Origin of the sequence: Pseudactinotalea sp. Z1748 (genome assembly GCF_049725185.1) — a bacterium.
Lineage (GTDB): Bacteria > Actinomycetota > Actinomycetes > Actinomycetales > Beutenbergiaceae > CALKWS01.
The window spans coordinates 132,743-149,180 of record NZ_JBMPQB010000003.1 but is presented as its reverse complement, the minus strand read 5'-3'; the positions used below and the strand labels follow the sequence as shown (position 1 = coordinate 149,180).

Below are 16,438 nucleotides of genomic sequence, written 5' to 3'. Positions count from 1 at the left end.
TGCTGTCAAGCCGCAAAGGGTCACTAGGCCCTACCGACGTCCTCCGGGTCGATCGTGGAGGTATCGGGATCGATGTGCGCCCCCGTGCTCCCACCGGGGCTCGTCCCCGCCGCGGTGTCGTCGTGGGTCGACCCGGCGTCACCGGATGTCTCGTCGCCGTCGGGCGCCTCGGCGTCGAGGCCCTCGCCGGCCTCTTCATCCGCGGGCTCGCGCCCCGGCAGCCACACACTCGTGTCGTGGTGGGAGCCCCGCCTGCGCAGTACCACGAATGCGATCAGCGCCGCCACCGCCAGGCCGAGGGCAGCCCAGGCGTTCAACCGGATACCGGCGAACTCCAGGGCCGGGTCCATCCGCAGCCCCTCGATCCAGAACCGACCCGAGGCGTACATCAGCACATACAGGGCGAACACCTGGCCGCCGCCGAGCCGCAGACGCCGGTCCAACAGCACCAGCAGCGCCGCCATGAACAGGTTCCAGATGAGTTCGTACAGGAACGTCGGGTGAACCAGCGTGCCCGCCTCGAGGCCGTGCGCGGCGAGGATGTGCCCGTCGATCTGCAGGCCCCACGGCAGGTCGGTGGGACCACCGAAGAGTTCCTGGTTGAAGTAGTTGCCCAGCCGGCCCACCGCCTGGGCGACCAGCAGCGCCGGCGCGATGGCGTCGGCCATCGGAGCCAGGCGCAGGCCCCTGCGACGCAGGACCAGCCACCCGGCCAGGGTGCCCAGGGCGATGGCACCGATGATGGCCAGCCCCCCGCGCCAGATGTACAGGGCCTCCAGCGGGTCCGCACCGGGCCCGAAGTAGGATGGGTAATGGGTGAGCACGTGGTAGATCCGGGCACCGATGATGCCCGCCGGGACGGCGACGATCAGCATGTCCGCGAACGCCCCGTCCGGGCCGCCCCTGGCCCGGTATCGCCGGATGGTGATGATGCTCGCGAGCAGGATCCCGGTCAAGATCGCCAGCGCGTAGGCGCGCAACGGCAACGGCCCGAGATACCAGACCCCCTGAGCGGGACTCGGGATACCGGCGGTGGCGAGCAACTGGCCCATCAGTGCTCCCGGCTCACGGTCGACCGGTCGGCCGCGCGCACGCCCTCGGCGAGCTCAGCGGTCAGCGCACTCAGGTCCGCAAGGGCCGCGTCCCGGTCACCATCGGTGCGGACCAGGGTGCGGACCAGTGCCGAACCCACGATCACCCCGTCGGCGTAGGCCGCTACCTGGGCCGCCTGCACGCCGTTGGAGACCCCAAGGCCCACACACACCCGGCTCGCACCGGCGGCGCGGGTCGCCGCGACCAGATCCGCCGCGCGCGCCCCGACTTCGGCCCGGACGCCCGTCACCCCCATGGTGGAGGCGGCGTAGACGAACCCGCGGCATGCGGACGCCGTCATCGCCAGGCGCTCGGTGGTGGAACTGGGCGCCACCAGGAACACCCGGTCCAGGTCATACTCCTGCGCCGCACTGATCCACTCCTGTGCCTCATCGGGAATGAGGTCCGGGGTGATCAGGCCCGCTCCCCCGGCGGCCGCCAGGTCCCGCGCGAATTCGCGCACGCCGTACCGCAGCACCGGGTTGTAGTACGTCATCACCAGCGTGGGGGCGCCGGTGGCGGCGACCTCGCGGACGGCGTGCAGTACGTCGGTGGTGCGGGTGCCGGAGTCCAGGGCCGCTTGCACGGTCTGCTGGATCACCGGCCCGTCCATGCCCGGATCGGAGTAGGGCAGTCCGAGTTCGATGATGTCCGCCCCGGCCGCCACCGCGGCCTTGGCCGCGGCGATCGAGCCCTCCAGGTCCGGGTAGCCCACCGGCAGATAGACCATCAGCGCCGCCCGGCCCTCGGCCCGGGCGGCATCGAGTACAGCAGCGGTGGCGCTCATTCGGCGTCCGGCTCCTCATCGATCAGGCCGAACCAGTCGGCCGCGGTGGCCACATCCTTGTCACCACGCCCGGACAGGCTGACCAGCAAGGTGGCCTCGGAGCCGTCGCCGGCCTCCGCGGCCAGTTCAGGGCCCAGTTGCAACGCTCCGGCCAACGCGTGGGCGCTCTCGATCGCCGGGATGATGCCTTCGGTGCGGCACAACAGCGCGAAGGCGTCCATGGCCTCGGTGTCACTGATGGGGCGATACTGCGCACGCCCGATATCGGCCAGCCAGGAGTGCTCCGGGCCAACCCCCGGGTAGTCCAACCCGGCCGAGATCGAATGCGAGGGCAGGGTCTGACCGTCGGCGTCCTGCAGCAGATAGGAGTGTGCGCCGTGGAAGACGCCCGGTGAGCCCTTGGTAATGGTGGCCGCGTGCCGGTCGGTGTCCACCCCGTCACCGGCCGCCTCGCAACCGATCAGGCGCACCTGAGCATCATCGAGGAAGGCGTGGAAGATGCCCATCGCATTCGATCCGCCGCCTACGCAGGCCACCACCGCATCGGGGAGTACCCCGTAGCGCTCCAGCACCTGCGCGCGGGCCTCGGTCCCGATGATCTTCTGCAGCTCCCGCACCATGGTGGGAAACGGGTGCGGGCCTGCCACGGTGCCGAAGACGTAGTTGGTGGTCTCGACGTTGGTGACCCAGTCCCGGAAAGCCTCGTTGATCGCGTCCTTCAGGGTGCGGGTGCCGGTGCGCACCGGCACAACCTCGGCTCCGAGCAGGCGCATCCGGGCCACGTTCAACGCCTGGCGCCGGGTGTCCTCCTCGCCCATGTAGATCGTGCACTCCAGGCCGAACAGGGCAGCCGCAGTGGCCGTGGCCACGCCGTGCTGCCCGGCGCCGGTCTCGGCGATGATGCGCTTCTTGCCGACCATCTCGGTGAGCAGGGCCTGGCCGAGCACGTTGTTGATCTTGTGTGAGCCGGTGTGGTTCAGGTCCTCGCGCTTCAGCAGCACCCGGACTCCACCGGCATGCTCGGCGAACCGGGGCACCTCGGTGATCGGGCTCGGCCGGCCGGTGTAGTCGGCGTGCAGGGCGTTCAGCCGGGCGGCGAAGTCCGGCTCCGTCCTGGCCTTCTCCCAGGCCGCGGAGAGGTCGTCCAGCGCGGCGATGAGAGCCTCGGCCACGAACCGGCCGCCGAAGTCACCAAAGTAGGGGCCCACGGCCAGTCGCAACTGCTCGGCGCGATCCTGCAGGGTCATCGGGACCGGACCGCACGCAGGGCCGGGTGCGAACCGGCGGCCACCATGTCCGCCACCGCCGCCCGGGCATCATCCCCGGTCACCAGTGCCTCCCCGACCAGCACCGCGTCGGCGCCGGCGCGGGCGTACTCGAACACGTCGTGCGGTCCTCGCACACCCGAAGCCGCGACCTTGACGATGCCGGAGGGCACCAGGGGGGCGAGTTCGTTGAACCTGTTCCGGTCCACCTCCAGGGTGTGCAGGTTCCGGGCGTTGATGCCCAGCACCGAGGCCCCGGCGTCCACGGCGCGGTCCACCTCCTCGGCGGTGTGGGCCTCGACCAGCGCGGTCATCCCCAGCGAGTGGATCCGCTCGGTCAGGGCCGTGAGCACGTTCTGCTCCAGCGCCGCCACGATCAGCAGCACCACGTCGGCACCGTGGGCCCGGGCCTCCCACACCTGATAGGGCGTGACGACAAAGTCCTTGCGCAGCACCGGCACGTCCACCACCGCCCGTACCGCGGACAGATCGGCCAGGGAACCGCCGAACCGGCGGGCCTCGGTGAGCACGCTGATCACGCACGCTCCCCCGGCCTCGTAATCAGCGGCCAGTTTCGCAGGATCGTCGATCGGTGCCAGGGAACCCTTGGACGGGCTGGACCGCTTGACCTCGGCGATCACCGTGACGGCATCGGCCTTGGCGATGACCTCGCGGGCCTGCATCGCCGAGGGGCGCGCGTCCGCGCGCTGCTTGAGTTCATCGAGGCTCACGTCGGCCTCGCGTGCGGCGAGATCCTCACGGACCCCTGCCACGATCTCCTCCAGAACAGTCACGCTGCACTCTCCTCCCGGTCCCATCGTAGGGGCCTGAGGTCGTGTGGATGACCGAGGGCCCGACTACCTGTCCGCGTCCTGCGCTTCGGCCTCCCTGCTCTGACCCCCGTCGCCCTCGGCGGACTGCACCTGTGCGGCCGGGGACTGCCCGTCGTGAGCCTCCGGTGCCTCGGGAGGTGCGCCCTGCAGATCGGACTTGCGCGATTCGGCGGCGATCGGACCGGGGCTGCGCAGGTGCGCCAACTCGTCATCGGGGTCCGACCTCGCGGGCTGGCTGGGTTGGCCCATCCCCAATCCGCGCAGCACCAGTGAGATCACCGCACCGGCCACCAGCACGATCACACCGGCCAGGATCACCGGGGTGGACGGCAGGATGATCCCGATCGCCACGATCACCGCACCCATGGCCGACACACCCGTCAACGCCCAGCCTGCTGGTGTCCCGCCGTGGTTGGCGTGCGGGGCGTGCGACGGTGGCTCGGACGGCGGCAACGGCGGGTACTGGGACGAGTTCGACATGGGTGCAGATCCTCCTGGAATGCGGCTGGACACAGCCTATCGTTCCTGACCGGAGGCATCGCGCCCAGCGCCCCGCTCGCCGGGCTCGTCCTGCCCACCGTGCTCATCGTCGGTCACGCTGGGATCCAGACCCCTACTGAGCGCATCCCAATCCGCCCGGGAAGTAGCCTGTCCCGCCGCAGCGCCGTTTGTTCGCGTCCCGGCCGCCCCAGCACCCTCGGCGCGCACCGCAGCGCGTTCGTACCTGGCCGCCGCCGGCGCCCAGGTGCCGGCCCGGAACGGCAACACCAGGGCCACCAGGACGGTCGATGCCAGCAGCACCACCACCACCCAGGGCCACACGGTCAGTTCGGCCGCGCCCGTGATTTCCCGGACCCCGCCGACCTCCCCGGCCGCCGAGCGCGCCGCCGGGTCCGGGTCGGCGATCAGCACGATCCCGGCGATCAGGGCCACCACCGCCGCCAGGGCCGCCGCTGCCGGTGCCAGGATCCGCACCACCGGGCCGGACAGGCCCACGGCCAGTCCCGCGACCACCACGACCAGGGCCGCACTGGGCACCACTGGCGCCGCTCCGGCACCGGAGACCCGCACCGGCTGGGGACCCAGCGTCGTCACCGCCTCGGCACCGACCCAGGTGAGCAGGCTCAGACCGAACGCGCCGGCACCGAGCAGCACCAGCACCAGGACCACCCGGCCGCGGCTCATTCCTTCGCCCCGGCCACCACGGTCCGCACCCCCGCGGCCCGCTGCACCGCCCGGACAGCAGCCGCCGCCTTGTTCCGGGACTCGAGGTACTCGCTCTCGGGGTCGGAGTCGGCCACGATCCCACCGCCGGCCTGCACGGTAGCCCGCCCGTTCTTGATCACGGCGGTGCGGATCGCGATCGCCATGTCCATGTCCCCGGCGAAGTCGAAATAGCCCACCGCACCCCCGTAGATCCCGCGGCGCGCCGGCTCGAGCTCATCGATCAGCGCGATCGCCCGTGCCTTCGGCGCGCCGGAAAGAGTCCCCGCCGGGAAGGTGGCCGTGAAGGCCTCCAGCGCCGTGGCATCGGGCCGCAGATGCCCGGTGACGGTGGAGGCCATGTGCATGATGTGGCTGTAGCGCAGCACCTGCATCAGTTCCACCACGGTGACCGTGCCGGGTTGGCACACCCGGCCCAGGTCGTTGCGGGCCAGGTCCACCAGCATGATGTGCTCGGACCGTTCCTTGGGGTCGGCGAGTAGTTCCTCGGCCAGTTCCTTGTCCTGCGCCGGGGTTGCTCCCCTGGGCCTGGACCCCGCGATCGGGAACCCGGTCACCTCGCGGCCCTCGACCTTCACCAGCGTCTCCGGGGAGGAGCCCACCACATAGAAGTCCTCCCCTTCGGTGTCGGCCAGGTGCAGGTAGTACATGTATGGGCTGGGGTTGATGGTGCGCAGCACCCGGTAGACGTCCAGCGGGTCGGCGGGGCTGTCCAGGTCGAGTCGCTGGGACAACACCACCTGGAAGACCTCGCCGTCCACGATCGCCTGCTTGGCGGTGCGCACCCCGGAGAGGAAGTCCTCCTTTGGGGTTCGGAACCGCAAATCGGGCTCGACGGCGGCGTCACCGGTGACCAATGGTTGGGCGGGCGCGGGCGTGACCATGGCCTCCTGCATGGCGTCCAGGCGAGCCACCGCGTCGTCGTAGGCCTCCTCGACGCGGGCGTCGGTGTCATCGAAGTTGATCGCGTTGGCGATCAGCCACACCGACCCCCCGGCGTGGTCGACGGCAGCGAGATCACTCGCCAGCCCCAGGCACACCTCCGGCACGTCGAGCTCGTCCGGAGCGTGCCCGGGCAACGAGGGCTCCCATTGATGGATCACGTCCCAGCCCATCGAGCCGACGAGGCCGCCTGTCAGCGGCGGCAGGCCCTCGATGGCGGGCGTGTGCAGCTTCTCCAGAGCCTCACGCAGCACCTCGAGGACCGGACCGGTGGTGGGGATGCCGGCCGGGACGTCACCGCGCCAGCGGGCCCGGCCCTGGTGGCACGTCAGTACCGCCCGGGCCCGGACGCCCACGAAGGACCAGCGCGACCAGACTCCGTCGGCACCGGCCGACTCCAGGATGAAGGTGCCCTCCCGTCCCGCGCTGAGCCGGCGGTACAGGCCCACCGGGGTCACGTCGTCGGCCAGCAGCCTGCGAACCACCGGGATCACCCTTCGGTGGTCGGCGGCCATCGTCAGGAAGTCCTCCCGGGCCGGCCACGTGTGGCCCCAGGGCAGGTCCGTGGGCGGATTCGGTGTGCCCGGGGCGGGCGCGTTCATGCCCGCACCGCCGAGAGTGCACCGCCGGCGTCGAAGCAACTGTGGGTACCGGTGTGACAGGCCGCGCCGTGCTGGCGTACCTGCACCAGCAGCGCGTCGCCATCACAGTCCAGTTCCACCCCGCGCACTTCCTGGACGTTGCCCGAGGTGTCACCCTTGCGCCAGTACTCACCGCGGGAGCGGGACCAGAACGTCACCCGCCCGGAGGTGAGGGTGCGATGCAGGGCCTCATCGTCCATCCAGCCGACCATCAGCACCCGTCCGGTGCTCTCCTCCTGGATGACGGCGGCCACCAGGCCCTGGTCGTCTCGTTTCAATCGCGCAGCGACCTCGGGCGCCAGCGTTGCGGGGGATTCTTCAGGCACGGTGTCATCCTCCCACGCTCGCGGCGCTCTTCCACGCCCGCGCTCAACCGCTCTGCACCACCCAGGAGGCGTACATGTCGGCGTACCGGCCGCCGGCCTGCACCAGTTCGTTGTGCGGCCCGAACTCCACAATCCGTCCGGCGTCGACCACCACCACCAGATCTGCTGCCTCGGCGGTGGACAGCCGGTGCGCGATGGCCACCGAGGTGCGTCCGGCGGTCAGGGAGGCCAGCGCCCGGCTGATCCGGGCCTCGGTGGCAGGGTCGACGGCGGAGGTCGCCTCATCCAGGATCAGTACGTCCGCATCGGCCAGGTAGGCGCGGGCGATCGCGACCAGCTGGCGCTCCCCGGCGGACAGGGACTCCCCCCGCTGGCCCACGTCGGTGTGCACCCCGTGGGGCAGGGTGGCCAGCCAGTCGTCCAGGCCCAGGTCCCTCATCGCGGCGGCGACTTGTTCGGCGCCGGCGCGGGTGCGTCCGTACGCGACGTTCTCGGCGATGGTGCCGTCGAAGAGGAACCCCTCCTGGGGCACGATCACCACCCGCTGGCGCAGATCGGCCAGCGCGATCCGGCGCAGGTCCACCCCGTCCAGGCTCACCGTGCCGGTGGCCGGATCCATGAACCTGGTGAGGAGTTTGGCCAGGGTGGTCTTGCCCGAACCGGTCTCCCCCACGATCGCCACCCGGGCCCCAGCCGGGATGTCCAGGTTGATGCCGGTCAGCACGGAGTCACCACCGGGATAGGCGAAACTCACGTCGGTGAAGTTCAGGGCCGCCGGGCCGCGCGGCCCGAGCGGAGCGGGTTCGGCAGGCTCATCGATATCCAGCGGGGTGTGCACGATGGCGATCACGCGCCGCCACCCGGCCACGGCGTTCTGTAGTTCGTTGAGCACCTCGGTGGCGCTCTGCACCGGGCCCACGAAGATCTGCACCAGGAACAGGAACGCGAGCAGGACGCCGATGCTGATCCCCCCGTCCAGGCCCAGGTACACCCCGGCCACCACTACCCCGGCAAGCGCGACCGAGGACAGCAGCACCCCGGAGGAGAAGGCGATCGAGGCGTACGTCTGGGCGCGCACCGCGGCGTCGCGGTGGCTGGTGATGGCCTGCTCGATCCGGCCCCTGGTCCGCTCGCCCGCCCCGTAGGCACGGATGGTGGAGGCACCCACGACCGCCTCGGAGACCGCAGCCAGCATCGCACCGATGCGTACCCGAACCTCGCCGTAGGCCTTGGAGAGTGCCTTCTGCGCCCGGGGCGCCAACAGCATCATCGGCACGAACGCGGCCCAGACGAGCAGGGTGAGTTGCCAGGAGTAGACCAGCATCACCACGGTGGCCCCGAGGATCTGCAGCGAGGACAGGATGAGCATCAACCCGCCCCACTGCACGAACAGCGAGATCGTGTCCACATCCGAGGTGACCCGGGAGACCAGCGACCCGCGGCGCTCGGTGTTCTGCGTCAGGGAGGACAGATCGTGGATGTGCCGGAAGGCGCGAACGCGTAGTTGGGCCAGGCCACCCTCGGCTGCGCGGAACAGCCGGTAGTTCACCCAGGACGTGCACGCTCCGGTCAGCAGCAGTCCCACCGCGGCGATCGCGCACAGGCGCATCACCAGGCCCACGTCCACCCCGCCCGGGGCCAGGATGCCGGCATCGGTGGTGCGTTGCACCGCCAGCGGCACGATCAGGCGTCCTGCGGTGGCCACCAGGGCCAGGGCCATGGTGAAACCGATTCCGACGCGCATGGCCGGGGAGAGTCGGATCCCTTCGGCGACGGTGCCGAAGACCCCGAGTTCGGAGGCTTCGGAGATGCGTGCGGAGGATCTCTGCTCGCTCATCGTCACTCCCGCTGCCCCTCTCGCTCCTGGCGTTGCACCTGGTAGGCGGTGACGATCTGGCGGTAGCCGGCATCGCGGGTGAGCAGTTCGGCGTGGGTGCCCCGATCCACCACCTGCCCTCGCTCGAGGTGCAGCACGGAGTCGGCCATCGCGATGCTCGCTGTGCGGTAGGCCACCAGCACCACGCTGACACCGCCCACGTGCTCACCCAGGCCGCGCAGGATCTGCTGTTCCACCATGGGGTCCACCGCGGAGGTGGCATCGTCCATGATCAGCAGCCGGGGGCGGCGGATCAGGGCGCGGGCGATCGCGAGGCGCTGGCGCTGCCCCCCGGAGAGGCTGGAGCCGCGCTCCCCGATCACCGTGTCCAGGCCCTCGGGCAGGTCCTTGATGAAGCCGTCGGCGCGTGCCACTTCCAGAGCGGACCACACGTGCTCGTCGGTCCACGCCGACGACTGTTCGAGGGTGACGTTGTGACGCACTGTGTCCTCGAACACGAAAGCCTGCTGGGACACCAGGGCCACCGCCCCGGTGCGATGGGCGGTGGACACCTCACGGGCGTCGAGGCCGTCGTAGCGCACCACCCCGGAGGTGGGGTCGCTGAGCCGGGCGAGCAGGTCCACCAGCGTGGACTTGCCCGAACCGGTGGAGCCGACCACCGCGAGGATCTGGCCGGGCTCGACGGTGAAGGAGACGCCGGAGAGCAGGTCCTGGGTGCCGGCCGAGCCGTCCGCGTCGCGGCGCGGCACCGTCAGTGTCACGCACTCGGCGGACAGGTGCATCCCACCGCCGGCGGTGAGCACCCCGGTGCCCTCGCTCAGGTACCCGCGCGCGTCGACCACCCGGGAGATCCGGGCGTGCCCGACCAGGGACCGCGGTAGGTCACCGAGCACGAACCCGATGGCCCGTACCGGGAAGGTCAGGATGGTCAGCAGGTACGCGGTGGTGACCACCCCGCCGGTGTTCATCAGGCCTGCCTCGATCCGGACCGCACCCACGGCCAGCACCCCCAGCGTGGCCAGGGCGGGCAGGTACTCGATTGCGGGATCGAACACCGAGCGGATCCGCCCGACGCGCACGTTCGCAGCCCGCAGGTCGTCTGCTGCCGCAGCGAACCGCTCCTCCTCCAGCGCCTCGGTGCCCAGCGCCTTGACGACGGCGGCGGCCTCGAAGCTCTCGTGCGCGGAGTCGGCGACCACCGCTCGCTGATGCTGCACCTCGGTAACGGCCGGGTTGACGAAGCGCCGGTAGACGGCGTTGAGCACCAGCACCATCGGGAGCACCGCCACTCCGATCAGCCCCGTGACCGGATCAGCGATCAGCATCGCGGCCGAGGCGATGGCGATCATCACCAGCACGCCCAGCGCGAACGGCAGGGCCTGGAACACCCCGCCGGCGGCCTCGGCGTCGGCGTTGGCGTTGGAGAGCAACTGTCCAGCCGGGTGCCGCCGGTGCCAACTCATCGGCAGGCGCAGGTACTGCCGGGTGACCAGGCGGCGGTGACCGGCCTGCACATCCATGGTGCCCCGCCCGGCGAAGACGCGGCGGAGCGCCACACTCAGGGCGGTGACCAGACCGATCCCGAGGAGCACCAGACCCGCGATCCAGATGCGGGCTGTCGGGACGTCGGACCCGGACAGCGCCGGCACCACCACGGAGTCGGTGATCTGACCCAGTGCCCACCCCGAGCCCACCAGGGCGGCCCCGTAGACGGCACTGGCCGTGATCGCGACGGCGAACGTGCGTTTCTGCGACGCGATTCCCCGGCCGATCAGCAGCAGCGAACGGCGCAACGCGCCACCGGGAAGTGCGTATGCCCGAGAGGTTGCTGCCTCAGGCGGTCCTGCCATGACGGGATCTGCTCCTCGATGGTGATGTGCGCACCATGCTCCCATGCGCCGCCTACCGTCATGTACAACGACACTGTGACGTAGGTCCTGTTGTGCGATCGTGAGGGGATGGACTGGTATCGCTGGGAGCAGCGCGAATTGGCGAGCACACTGCGGGCGGTGGGTCCCGACGCTCCCACCCTGTGCGAGGGGTGGCGGAGCCGGCACCTAGCCGCGCACCTGTACCTGCGGGTGCACCGCCCGGGAGGGTTGGTCACCGGGCTCCTGCCCGGACTGACCGATACCGACACCCGCACCATGGAGTTGGGTGAGGCCCACGCCGATCCGGAGGCTTACGAGGGGTTGCTGGATCGGTTCCTGGCCGAGCCTGCCGCCTGGAACCCGATGGCACTGGCCGGAGATGCGATCCACCTGCTGGAGTACGTGGTGCATCACGAGGATGTCCGCCGCGCCGACGGGCCGGTGCAGCCGCGCAATCTGGCGCCGGAACAGTTGTCTACCCTATGGGTGCAGGTCCGCCGGGCAGGCAGGACCACCCAGGCCCGGGCCCGCACCGGTATGGTGCTGGTGGTGCCCGGTGGGCCCAGGGCGGTGGTGCGCCGCGCGCGGCGCAGCATCGCTGTCACCGGCGAACCGGTGGAACTCGCGCTGTACCTGACCGGCCGCACCGAGCACGCCGACGTCGACGTCGTCGCGGTCGCAGCGCAGGAGCCGAGGTGTGAGCAGTGATCTGCAGTCAGCGACGGACGGGGAACCCGGCCCCGGCCAAGGCGTCCTTGACCTGACCGATCGTGAGGGTGCCGTAGTGGAAGACGCTGGCCGCCAGCACCGCATCGACTCCGCAGTGGGCGACCGCAACGAAGTCCTCGACGCTGCCGGCGCCGCCGGAGGCGATCAGCGGGACGCTGACCCGCTCACGCACCGCCGTGGTCATCTCCAGATCGAAACCGGCTGTGGTGCCGTCGGCGTCCATGGAGTTCAACAGGATCTCCCCCACCCCGGACTCGGCCGCCTGCACCGCCCAGGACACCGCGTCGATGCCGGTGCCGCGCCGCCCGCCATGGGTAGTGACCTCGAACCCGGATCCGGTCGTGGTGCCCTCGGGCACCCGCCGGGCGTCCACGCTCAGCACGAGCACCTGGGACCCGAACCGCTGGGCGATCTCGGCGATCAGTTCCGGACGCTGGATCGCGGCTGTGTTCACCCCGACCTTGTCCGCTCCGGCACGCAGCAGCGCATCCACGTCGGCCACGGTCCGCACGCCACCGCCGACCGTCAACGGCACCGACACCTCCTCTGCCGTGGTGCTGACGACGTCCACGGTTGTGGCCCGGTCCTCGGTGGAGGCCGAGATGTCCAGGAACGTCACCTCGTCAGCCCCCTCGGCCACGTACCGCTTGGCGAGTTCGACCGGGTCGCCCGCGTCGCGCAGGTGGGCGAAGTTCACCCCCTTGACCACCCGTCCGCCGTCCACATCCAGGCACGGGATCACCCGTAGCGCCACGCTCATCCGGTGTCCTCCTCCTCGTTGCTGCCGTCCTCGCCGTCCTCGCCGTCCTCCCCGTCCTCGCCGTTCTCCTCCATCGCCGAGACCGCGAGCACATCGATGAGGAACACCAGCGCCTCGGTGCCGAACGCCAGTTCCGGGGGCGTCACCAGGATCAACCGGGATCCGACCTGCTCATCGACAAGCCCGTTCTGCCAGGCCGGGATCAGGCCGGTGAAGGGGATTGTGGTGGGCAACATGCCCTCCCCCCAGAGGGTGTCGGTGATCTCGCCGGTGCTCCAGGAGTAGGTGGAGTAACGCACCGTGACGGCCTGTCCGTCGCGGACCTGGGGGCCGTCACCACGCAGCACCGGAACCACCTGCAGGTCTACCGGTGGGTCGGCATCGGGTACCTGCACCACGGGGATCCCGTCGTCGTCGGTACCGACCTGCGGGGTCTGGTCGTCATTCTTGGGTGCCGGCACCGGTTCGCCCCAGGCGGTGGTGTGGCGGATGTCGTACACCAGCACGGTGGGGTTTGGCCGTTCCCGGGTACCCAGTTCCACCCGGAGCAACCGCGAACCCTCGGTGCGTCCGAGGAGTTCGGCGTGCAGCACCCCGGCTTCCTCACCGAGCACCATGATCTCCGGGGTCTCCTGGTAGTTCTCCCTGATCGTCTCCCCGGTCACCGCGTCGATGGCGAGGTAGGACAGCATCACCGCGGCGTCATCGCGCAGTTCGGTTCCCTCGCCGGTGATGATTTCCTCGGTGTAGGGCGCCGAGATGCTCAGTGGCGTCTCGAAGTCGACCCGAGGCTTCGTGCCGAACTCCCCGGAAACCCACACCTCGCCGTCGGACTCCGGATCCGGTTCCTGCCGGCAGGCCACGGCCGCACCGAGCGTGGCCAGGCTCAGCGCACTCAGGACGGTTCGGCGGGATGGCAACACAGATCCAGAGTCTACGGCTCCCGAGCCACTGCCTCAGATCACCGGCATCGGACCCGGGTGGGCCTCATCCATGCTGGCGATCAACCGGTCCACGCGCTCATCGGAGGAGCGGAACGGGTCCTTGCACAACACCGTGCGGCCGGAGTAGTCGTTCAGTTTCAGGTGCACCCAATCCACGGTGAAGTCCCGGCGGCGCTCGGTTGCGGCACGGACGAAGTCGCCCCGGAGCTTGGCCCGAGTGGTCTGCGGCGGTGTGGTGGTCGCCGTCTCCACCTCCTCCGCCGAGACCATCGTGGCGGCCAGGCCGCGGGCCTCCAGTTTCGGGAACAACCCGTGCCGCGGTGAGATGTCGTGATAGGCCAGCAGCAGCCGGCTCACCCGGGCGTCGGTCAGCGGCACGTTCTTCCCGGCCAGGTACCGGTCCAGGAGCCGTTTCTTGATCACCCAGTCAAGTTCGGTCTCAACCGGTTCGAGGTTCCCGGTGCGCAACCCCTCCAGCCCACGCGACCACAGGTCCAGCACCCAGCCGTCGTAGGGGCCGTGCTGGTCGCTGGCGGACAGGAAGGTGCGGGTGCGCTCCAGGTAGTACTCCTGAACATCCAGAGCACTGGCCGTGGTGCCGTGCGCCAACGGAACCTGGGTGGAGGCGGTCAGGTCGTGGGAGATCTGGCGGATCGCCCGCACCGGGTTGGCGAAGGTGAAGTCACGCAGGATCACCCCGGCTTCCAGCATCCGCAGGATCAGGTCGGTCATGCCCACCTTGAGCATCGTGGTGGTCTGGGACATCGAGGAGTCCCCGCTGATCACGTGCAGGCGGCGGTACAGGTCGGCGTCGGCGTGCGGTTCGTCCCGGGTGTTGATAATCGGGCGGGACCTGGTGGTGGCCGAACTGGTCGCCTCCCACATGTGGTCGGCGCGCTGGGAGAAGCAGTACCGGGCCCCACCGCTCCCGGGCAGCACGTGCCCGGCACCGGTGAGGATCTGGCGGGTGATGAGGAACGGGATGAGCGCGTGGGCGATACGGCTGAAGTCCGAGCGCCGCCGGATCAGGTAATTCTCGTGGCACCCGTAGGAGTTCCCCGCCGAGTCCAGGTTGTTCTTGAACATGTGGATGGTGCCGTCGATACCGTCGGCGGCCATCCGTTCGGCGGCGTCGGTCAACAACCCGACCATGATCTGCTCGCCGGCCCTGTCCTGAATGAGGAGTTGGCGGAGGTCATCACACTCGGCCGTGGCGTACTCGGGGTGTGACCCCACATCCAGGTACAGGCGCGCACCGTTGCCCAGGAACACGTTCGACGACCGGCCCCAGGCCACGACCTTGCGGAACAGGTACCGGGCGATCTCCTCGGCCGAGGGCGTGCGTCCCGAGGTGGTGGCCGAGGTGATGCCGAACTCGGTCTCCAGGCCGAAGATGCGCGCGGTCATTCGTTCAGCAACGATTCCAGGGCACTCGCATCGAGCCGACGGAACGCCCGGCGGGGCCGAGTCCGGTCCAATATGGCCGCTTCCAGGCCGGTAGCGGGTATCCGGCGCCGTTTCCCGTCCTCCTCGACCTCCGCATCCGGACTGCCCAGGGCACTCACCGCCAGGCGCATCACCTCGCTCAGCTCCAGGCCGGTGCGCCACTGCTCGGCCACGATCCTGCCGAGCCGGTCAGCCGCACCACCCATGACCACGAAACCGTGCTCGTCGCTGACCGACCCGTCGTAGGAGAGCCGGTAGATCTGGTCGGTGTCCTGATCCGCGCCAACCTCGGCGACGGCGATCTCGACCTCCAGCGGCTTGGACTCAGTGGTGAACACCGCCCCCAGACTCTGCGCGTAGGCGTTGGCCAGGCCCCGGGCGTTGACGTCGGTGCGGTCGTAGGAGTACCCACGCAGGTCCGCGTAGCGGATCCCGGCCACCCGCAGGTTCTCGAACTCGTTGTACTTGCCCACCGCGGCGAAGGCGATCCGGTCGTAGATCTCGGAGATCTTGTGCAGTGCCCTGGAGGGGTTCTCGGTGACGAAGGCGATCCCGCCGACATAGCCCAGAGCCACCACCGAGCGGCCGCGCGCGATGCCCTTGCGCGCGAAGTCCGCCCGGTCCTTCATCAGTTGTTCCGGGGAGACGTAGTACGCCTGCGTCATGACCGGTCTCCTTCCTCGGTCTCGGCGAGCCGGGCGTTGATCTCCTCCGCGTGTCGGCCCAGGTCCGCCGCCGGGATCCGGGTGAACCCCTCGACGTCGATGCGCACCACGATCGGGTAGATCTTGCGCAGCAGGTCCGGGCCGGCCGTGGCCGAGTCGTCATCGGCCGCGTCGACCAGGGCCCGCAGCGCGGTACGCACCGCGGCGTCGGGATCGAGGTCGGGTTGCCAGAGCTTCTTCAGTGAACCGCGGGCGTAGACCCCGCCGGACCCGACGGCGTGGTAGTCACGTTCCTCATACCGCCCGCCGACGACGTCGTAGGAGAAGATCCGACCGGTCCCCTCGCCCTGGTCGTAGCCGCCGAACAGCGGGATCGCGGCCAGACCCTGCAGAGCCAGGGGAAGGTTGGAACGGACCATCGTGGCCAGCCGGTTCGCCTTCCCCTCCAACGACAACAGCGCACCCTCGATCTTCTCGAAGTGCTCCAACTCGAGTTGGAACAGGCGCACCAGTTCCACGGCGAGGCCGGCGGTGCCGGCGATCCCGATCGCGGAGAACTCGTCGGCGGAGAACACCTTTTCCATCCGCCGGTGCGAGATCTGGGAACCCATCGTGGCGCGCCGGTCCCCGGCCATCACCACACCACCGGGGTAGGTCAGGGCGACGATAGTGGTGGCGTGGGGGGCCGGTAGCGAAGCCACGTCCAGTTCCTGCCCGGCATAGCGTCGCCCGGGAAGGAGTTCGGGTGCCGCCTCAGCCAGGAATTCGGTGAACGAGGCGCTACCCGGACGGGTATAGACCGCCGGCAGCCGGTCCCCGGCTGCGCCGGTCACTGGCCGCCCTTCTGCACGAAGCCGCGAACGAACGTCTCCGCGTTGGTCTCCAGCACCTCATCGATCTCATCGAGGAGCGCATCGACCTCGGCATCCTGGGCGCGGGCACCCGCGCCGGTCGGGGCCGGAGTGGGTACGTCGTCGTCGGGCGGGTCGGACGGGCGCTTCTGCTCGAACTGGCGGGCCACCGATGCCTCCTAGGTACGCCGGGAGAACTGTTACCTCGATCCTACGACGCGCGGG

Annotated in this window: 17 protein-coding genes; 1 reads left to right on the top strand and 16 read right to left on the bottom strand. The window is 70.0% G+C overall.

Going from position 1 to position 16,438, the window contains the following annotated elements; genetic code table 11:
- Nucleotides 1–23 precede the first annotated feature (23 nt).
- The 10 genes from lgt to ACO0LU_RS07970 all read right to left on the bottom strand — a co-directional run bounded on the left by lgt (nt 24) and on the right by ACO0LU_RS07970 (nt 10,797).
- On the bottom strand, nt 24–1,052 hold the full coding sequence (gene lgt / locus ACO0LU_RS08015; protein WP_424790852.1) for a prolipoprotein diacylglyceryl transferase: 1,029 nt from the start codon (nt 1,050–1,052) through the stop codon (nt 24–26).
- Nucleotides 1,052–1,879 carry a tryptophan synthase subunit alpha gene (gene trpA / locus ACO0LU_RS08010; protein ID WP_424790851.1) on the bottom strand — a complete coding sequence of 276 codons (828 nt, stop codon included), beginning with the start codon at nt 1,877–1,879 and terminating at the stop codon, nt 1,052–1,054. Before trpA ends, lgt begins: the two co-directional genes overlap by 1 nt.
- Nucleotides 1,876–3,126: a tryptophan synthase subunit beta gene (gene trpB / locus ACO0LU_RS08005; protein WP_424790850.1), complete on the bottom strand. Its 1,251-nt coding sequence runs from the start codon at nt 3,124–3,126 to the stop codon at nt 1,876–1,878. The genes trpA and trpB overlap by 4 nt, the downstream gene beginning before the upstream one ends.
- Nucleotides 3,123–3,938, bottom strand: a complete 816-nt coding sequence (gene trpC, locus ACO0LU_RS08000; protein ID WP_424790849.1) for an indole-3-glycerol phosphate synthase TrpC — start codon at nt 3,936–3,938, stop codon at nt 3,123–3,125. Before trpC ends, trpB begins: the two co-directional genes overlap by 4 nt.
- A 63-nt stretch (nt 3,939–4,001) precedes the next feature.
- Nucleotides 4,002–4,457 (bottom strand): HGxxPAAW family protein, encoded by a 456-nt coding sequence (locus tag ACO0LU_RS07995; protein ID WP_424790848.1) that lies wholly within the window; start codon nt 4,455–4,457, stop codon nt 4,002–4,004.
- Between the two features lie 36 nt (nt 4,458–4,493).
- A complete protein-coding gene (locus ACO0LU_RS07990; protein ID WP_424790847.1) occupies nt 4,494–5,162 on the bottom strand; it encodes a Trp biosynthesis-associated membrane protein in 669 nt (222 codons plus the stop codon).
- Nucleotides 5,159–6,745: an anthranilate synthase component I gene (locus ACO0LU_RS07985; RefSeq protein WP_424790846.1), complete on the bottom strand. Its 1,587-nt coding sequence runs from the start codon at nt 6,743–6,745 to the stop codon at nt 5,159–5,161. Before ACO0LU_RS07985 ends, ACO0LU_RS07990 begins: the two co-directional genes overlap by 4 nt.
- On the bottom strand, nt 6,742–7,110 hold the full coding sequence (hisI, locus tag ACO0LU_RS07980) for a phosphoribosyl-AMP cyclohydrolase (RefSeq protein ID WP_424790845.1): 369 nt from the start codon (nt 7,108–7,110) through the stop codon (nt 6,742–6,744). Before hisI ends, ACO0LU_RS07985 begins: the two co-directional genes overlap by 4 nt.
- A 43-nt stretch (nt 7,111–7,153) precedes the next feature.
- A complete protein-coding gene (locus ACO0LU_RS07975; protein ID WP_424790844.1) occupies nt 7,154–8,947 on the bottom strand; it encodes an ABC transporter ATP-binding protein in 1,794 nt (597 codons plus the stop codon).
- 2 nt (nt 8,948–8,949) lie between these two features.
- Nucleotides 8,950–10,797, bottom strand: coding sequence for an ABC transporter ATP-binding protein (locus ACO0LU_RS07970; RefSeq protein WP_424790843.1), 1,848 nt, complete (start codon nt 10,795–10,797; stop codon nt 8,950–8,952).
- A 108-nt stretch (nt 10,798–10,905) separates the two neighbouring features.
- Here ACO0LU_RS07970 and ACO0LU_RS07965 point away from each other — a divergent pair, with 108 nt between their 5' ends.
- Nucleotides 10,906–11,526 carry a TIGR03085 family metal-binding protein gene (locus tag ACO0LU_RS07965; RefSeq protein WP_424790842.1) on the top strand — a complete coding sequence of 207 codons (621 nt, stop codon included), beginning with the start codon at nt 10,906–10,908 and terminating at the stop codon, nt 11,524–11,526.
- Nucleotides 11,527–11,533: 7 nt separating this feature from the next.
- Here the strand turns inward: ACO0LU_RS07965 and hisF are convergent, their stop codons facing one another.
- Genes hisF through ACO0LU_RS07935 form a run of 6 tightly spaced genes read right to left on the bottom strand, consistent with a single transcriptional unit; the run spans nt 11,534 to nt 16,383 of the window.
- Complete coding sequence (gene hisF, locus ACO0LU_RS07960; protein ID WP_424790841.1) at nt 11,534–12,307, bottom strand: imidazole glycerol phosphate synthase subunit HisF; 774 nt, start codon at nt 12,305–12,307, stop codon at nt 11,534–11,536.
- Nucleotides 12,304–13,230 (bottom strand): FKBP-type peptidyl-prolyl cis-trans isomerase, encoded by a 927-nt coding sequence (locus ACO0LU_RS07955; protein WP_424790840.1) that lies wholly within the window; start codon nt 13,228–13,230, stop codon nt 12,304–12,306. Before ACO0LU_RS07955 ends, hisF begins: the two co-directional genes overlap by 4 nt.
- 33 nt (nt 13,231–13,263) lie before the next feature.
- Nucleotides 13,264–14,658: a Pup--protein ligase gene (gene pafA, locus ACO0LU_RS07950; RefSeq protein ID WP_424790839.1), complete on the bottom strand. Its 1,395-nt coding sequence runs from the start codon at nt 14,656–14,658 to the stop codon at nt 13,264–13,266.
- Nucleotides 14,655–15,362, bottom strand: a complete 708-nt coding sequence (prcA, locus tag ACO0LU_RS07945; RefSeq protein ID WP_424790838.1) for a proteasome subunit alpha — start codon at nt 15,360–15,362, stop codon at nt 14,655–14,657. The genes pafA and prcA overlap by 4 nt, the downstream gene beginning before the upstream one ends.
- Nucleotides 15,359–16,195: a proteasome subunit beta gene (prcB, locus tag ACO0LU_RS07940; RefSeq protein ID WP_424790837.1), complete on the bottom strand. Its 837-nt coding sequence runs from the start codon at nt 16,193–16,195 to the stop codon at nt 15,359–15,361. The genes prcA and prcB overlap by 4 nt, the downstream gene beginning before the upstream one ends.
- Nucleotides 16,192–16,383 carry a ubiquitin-like protein Pup gene (locus ACO0LU_RS07935; protein ID WP_424789151.1) on the bottom strand — a complete coding sequence of 64 codons (192 nt, stop codon included), beginning with the start codon at nt 16,381–16,383 and terminating at the stop codon, nt 16,192–16,194. The genes prcB and ACO0LU_RS07935 overlap by 4 nt, the downstream gene beginning before the upstream one ends.
- Between the last annotated feature and the right edge of the window lie 55 nt (nt 16,384–16,438).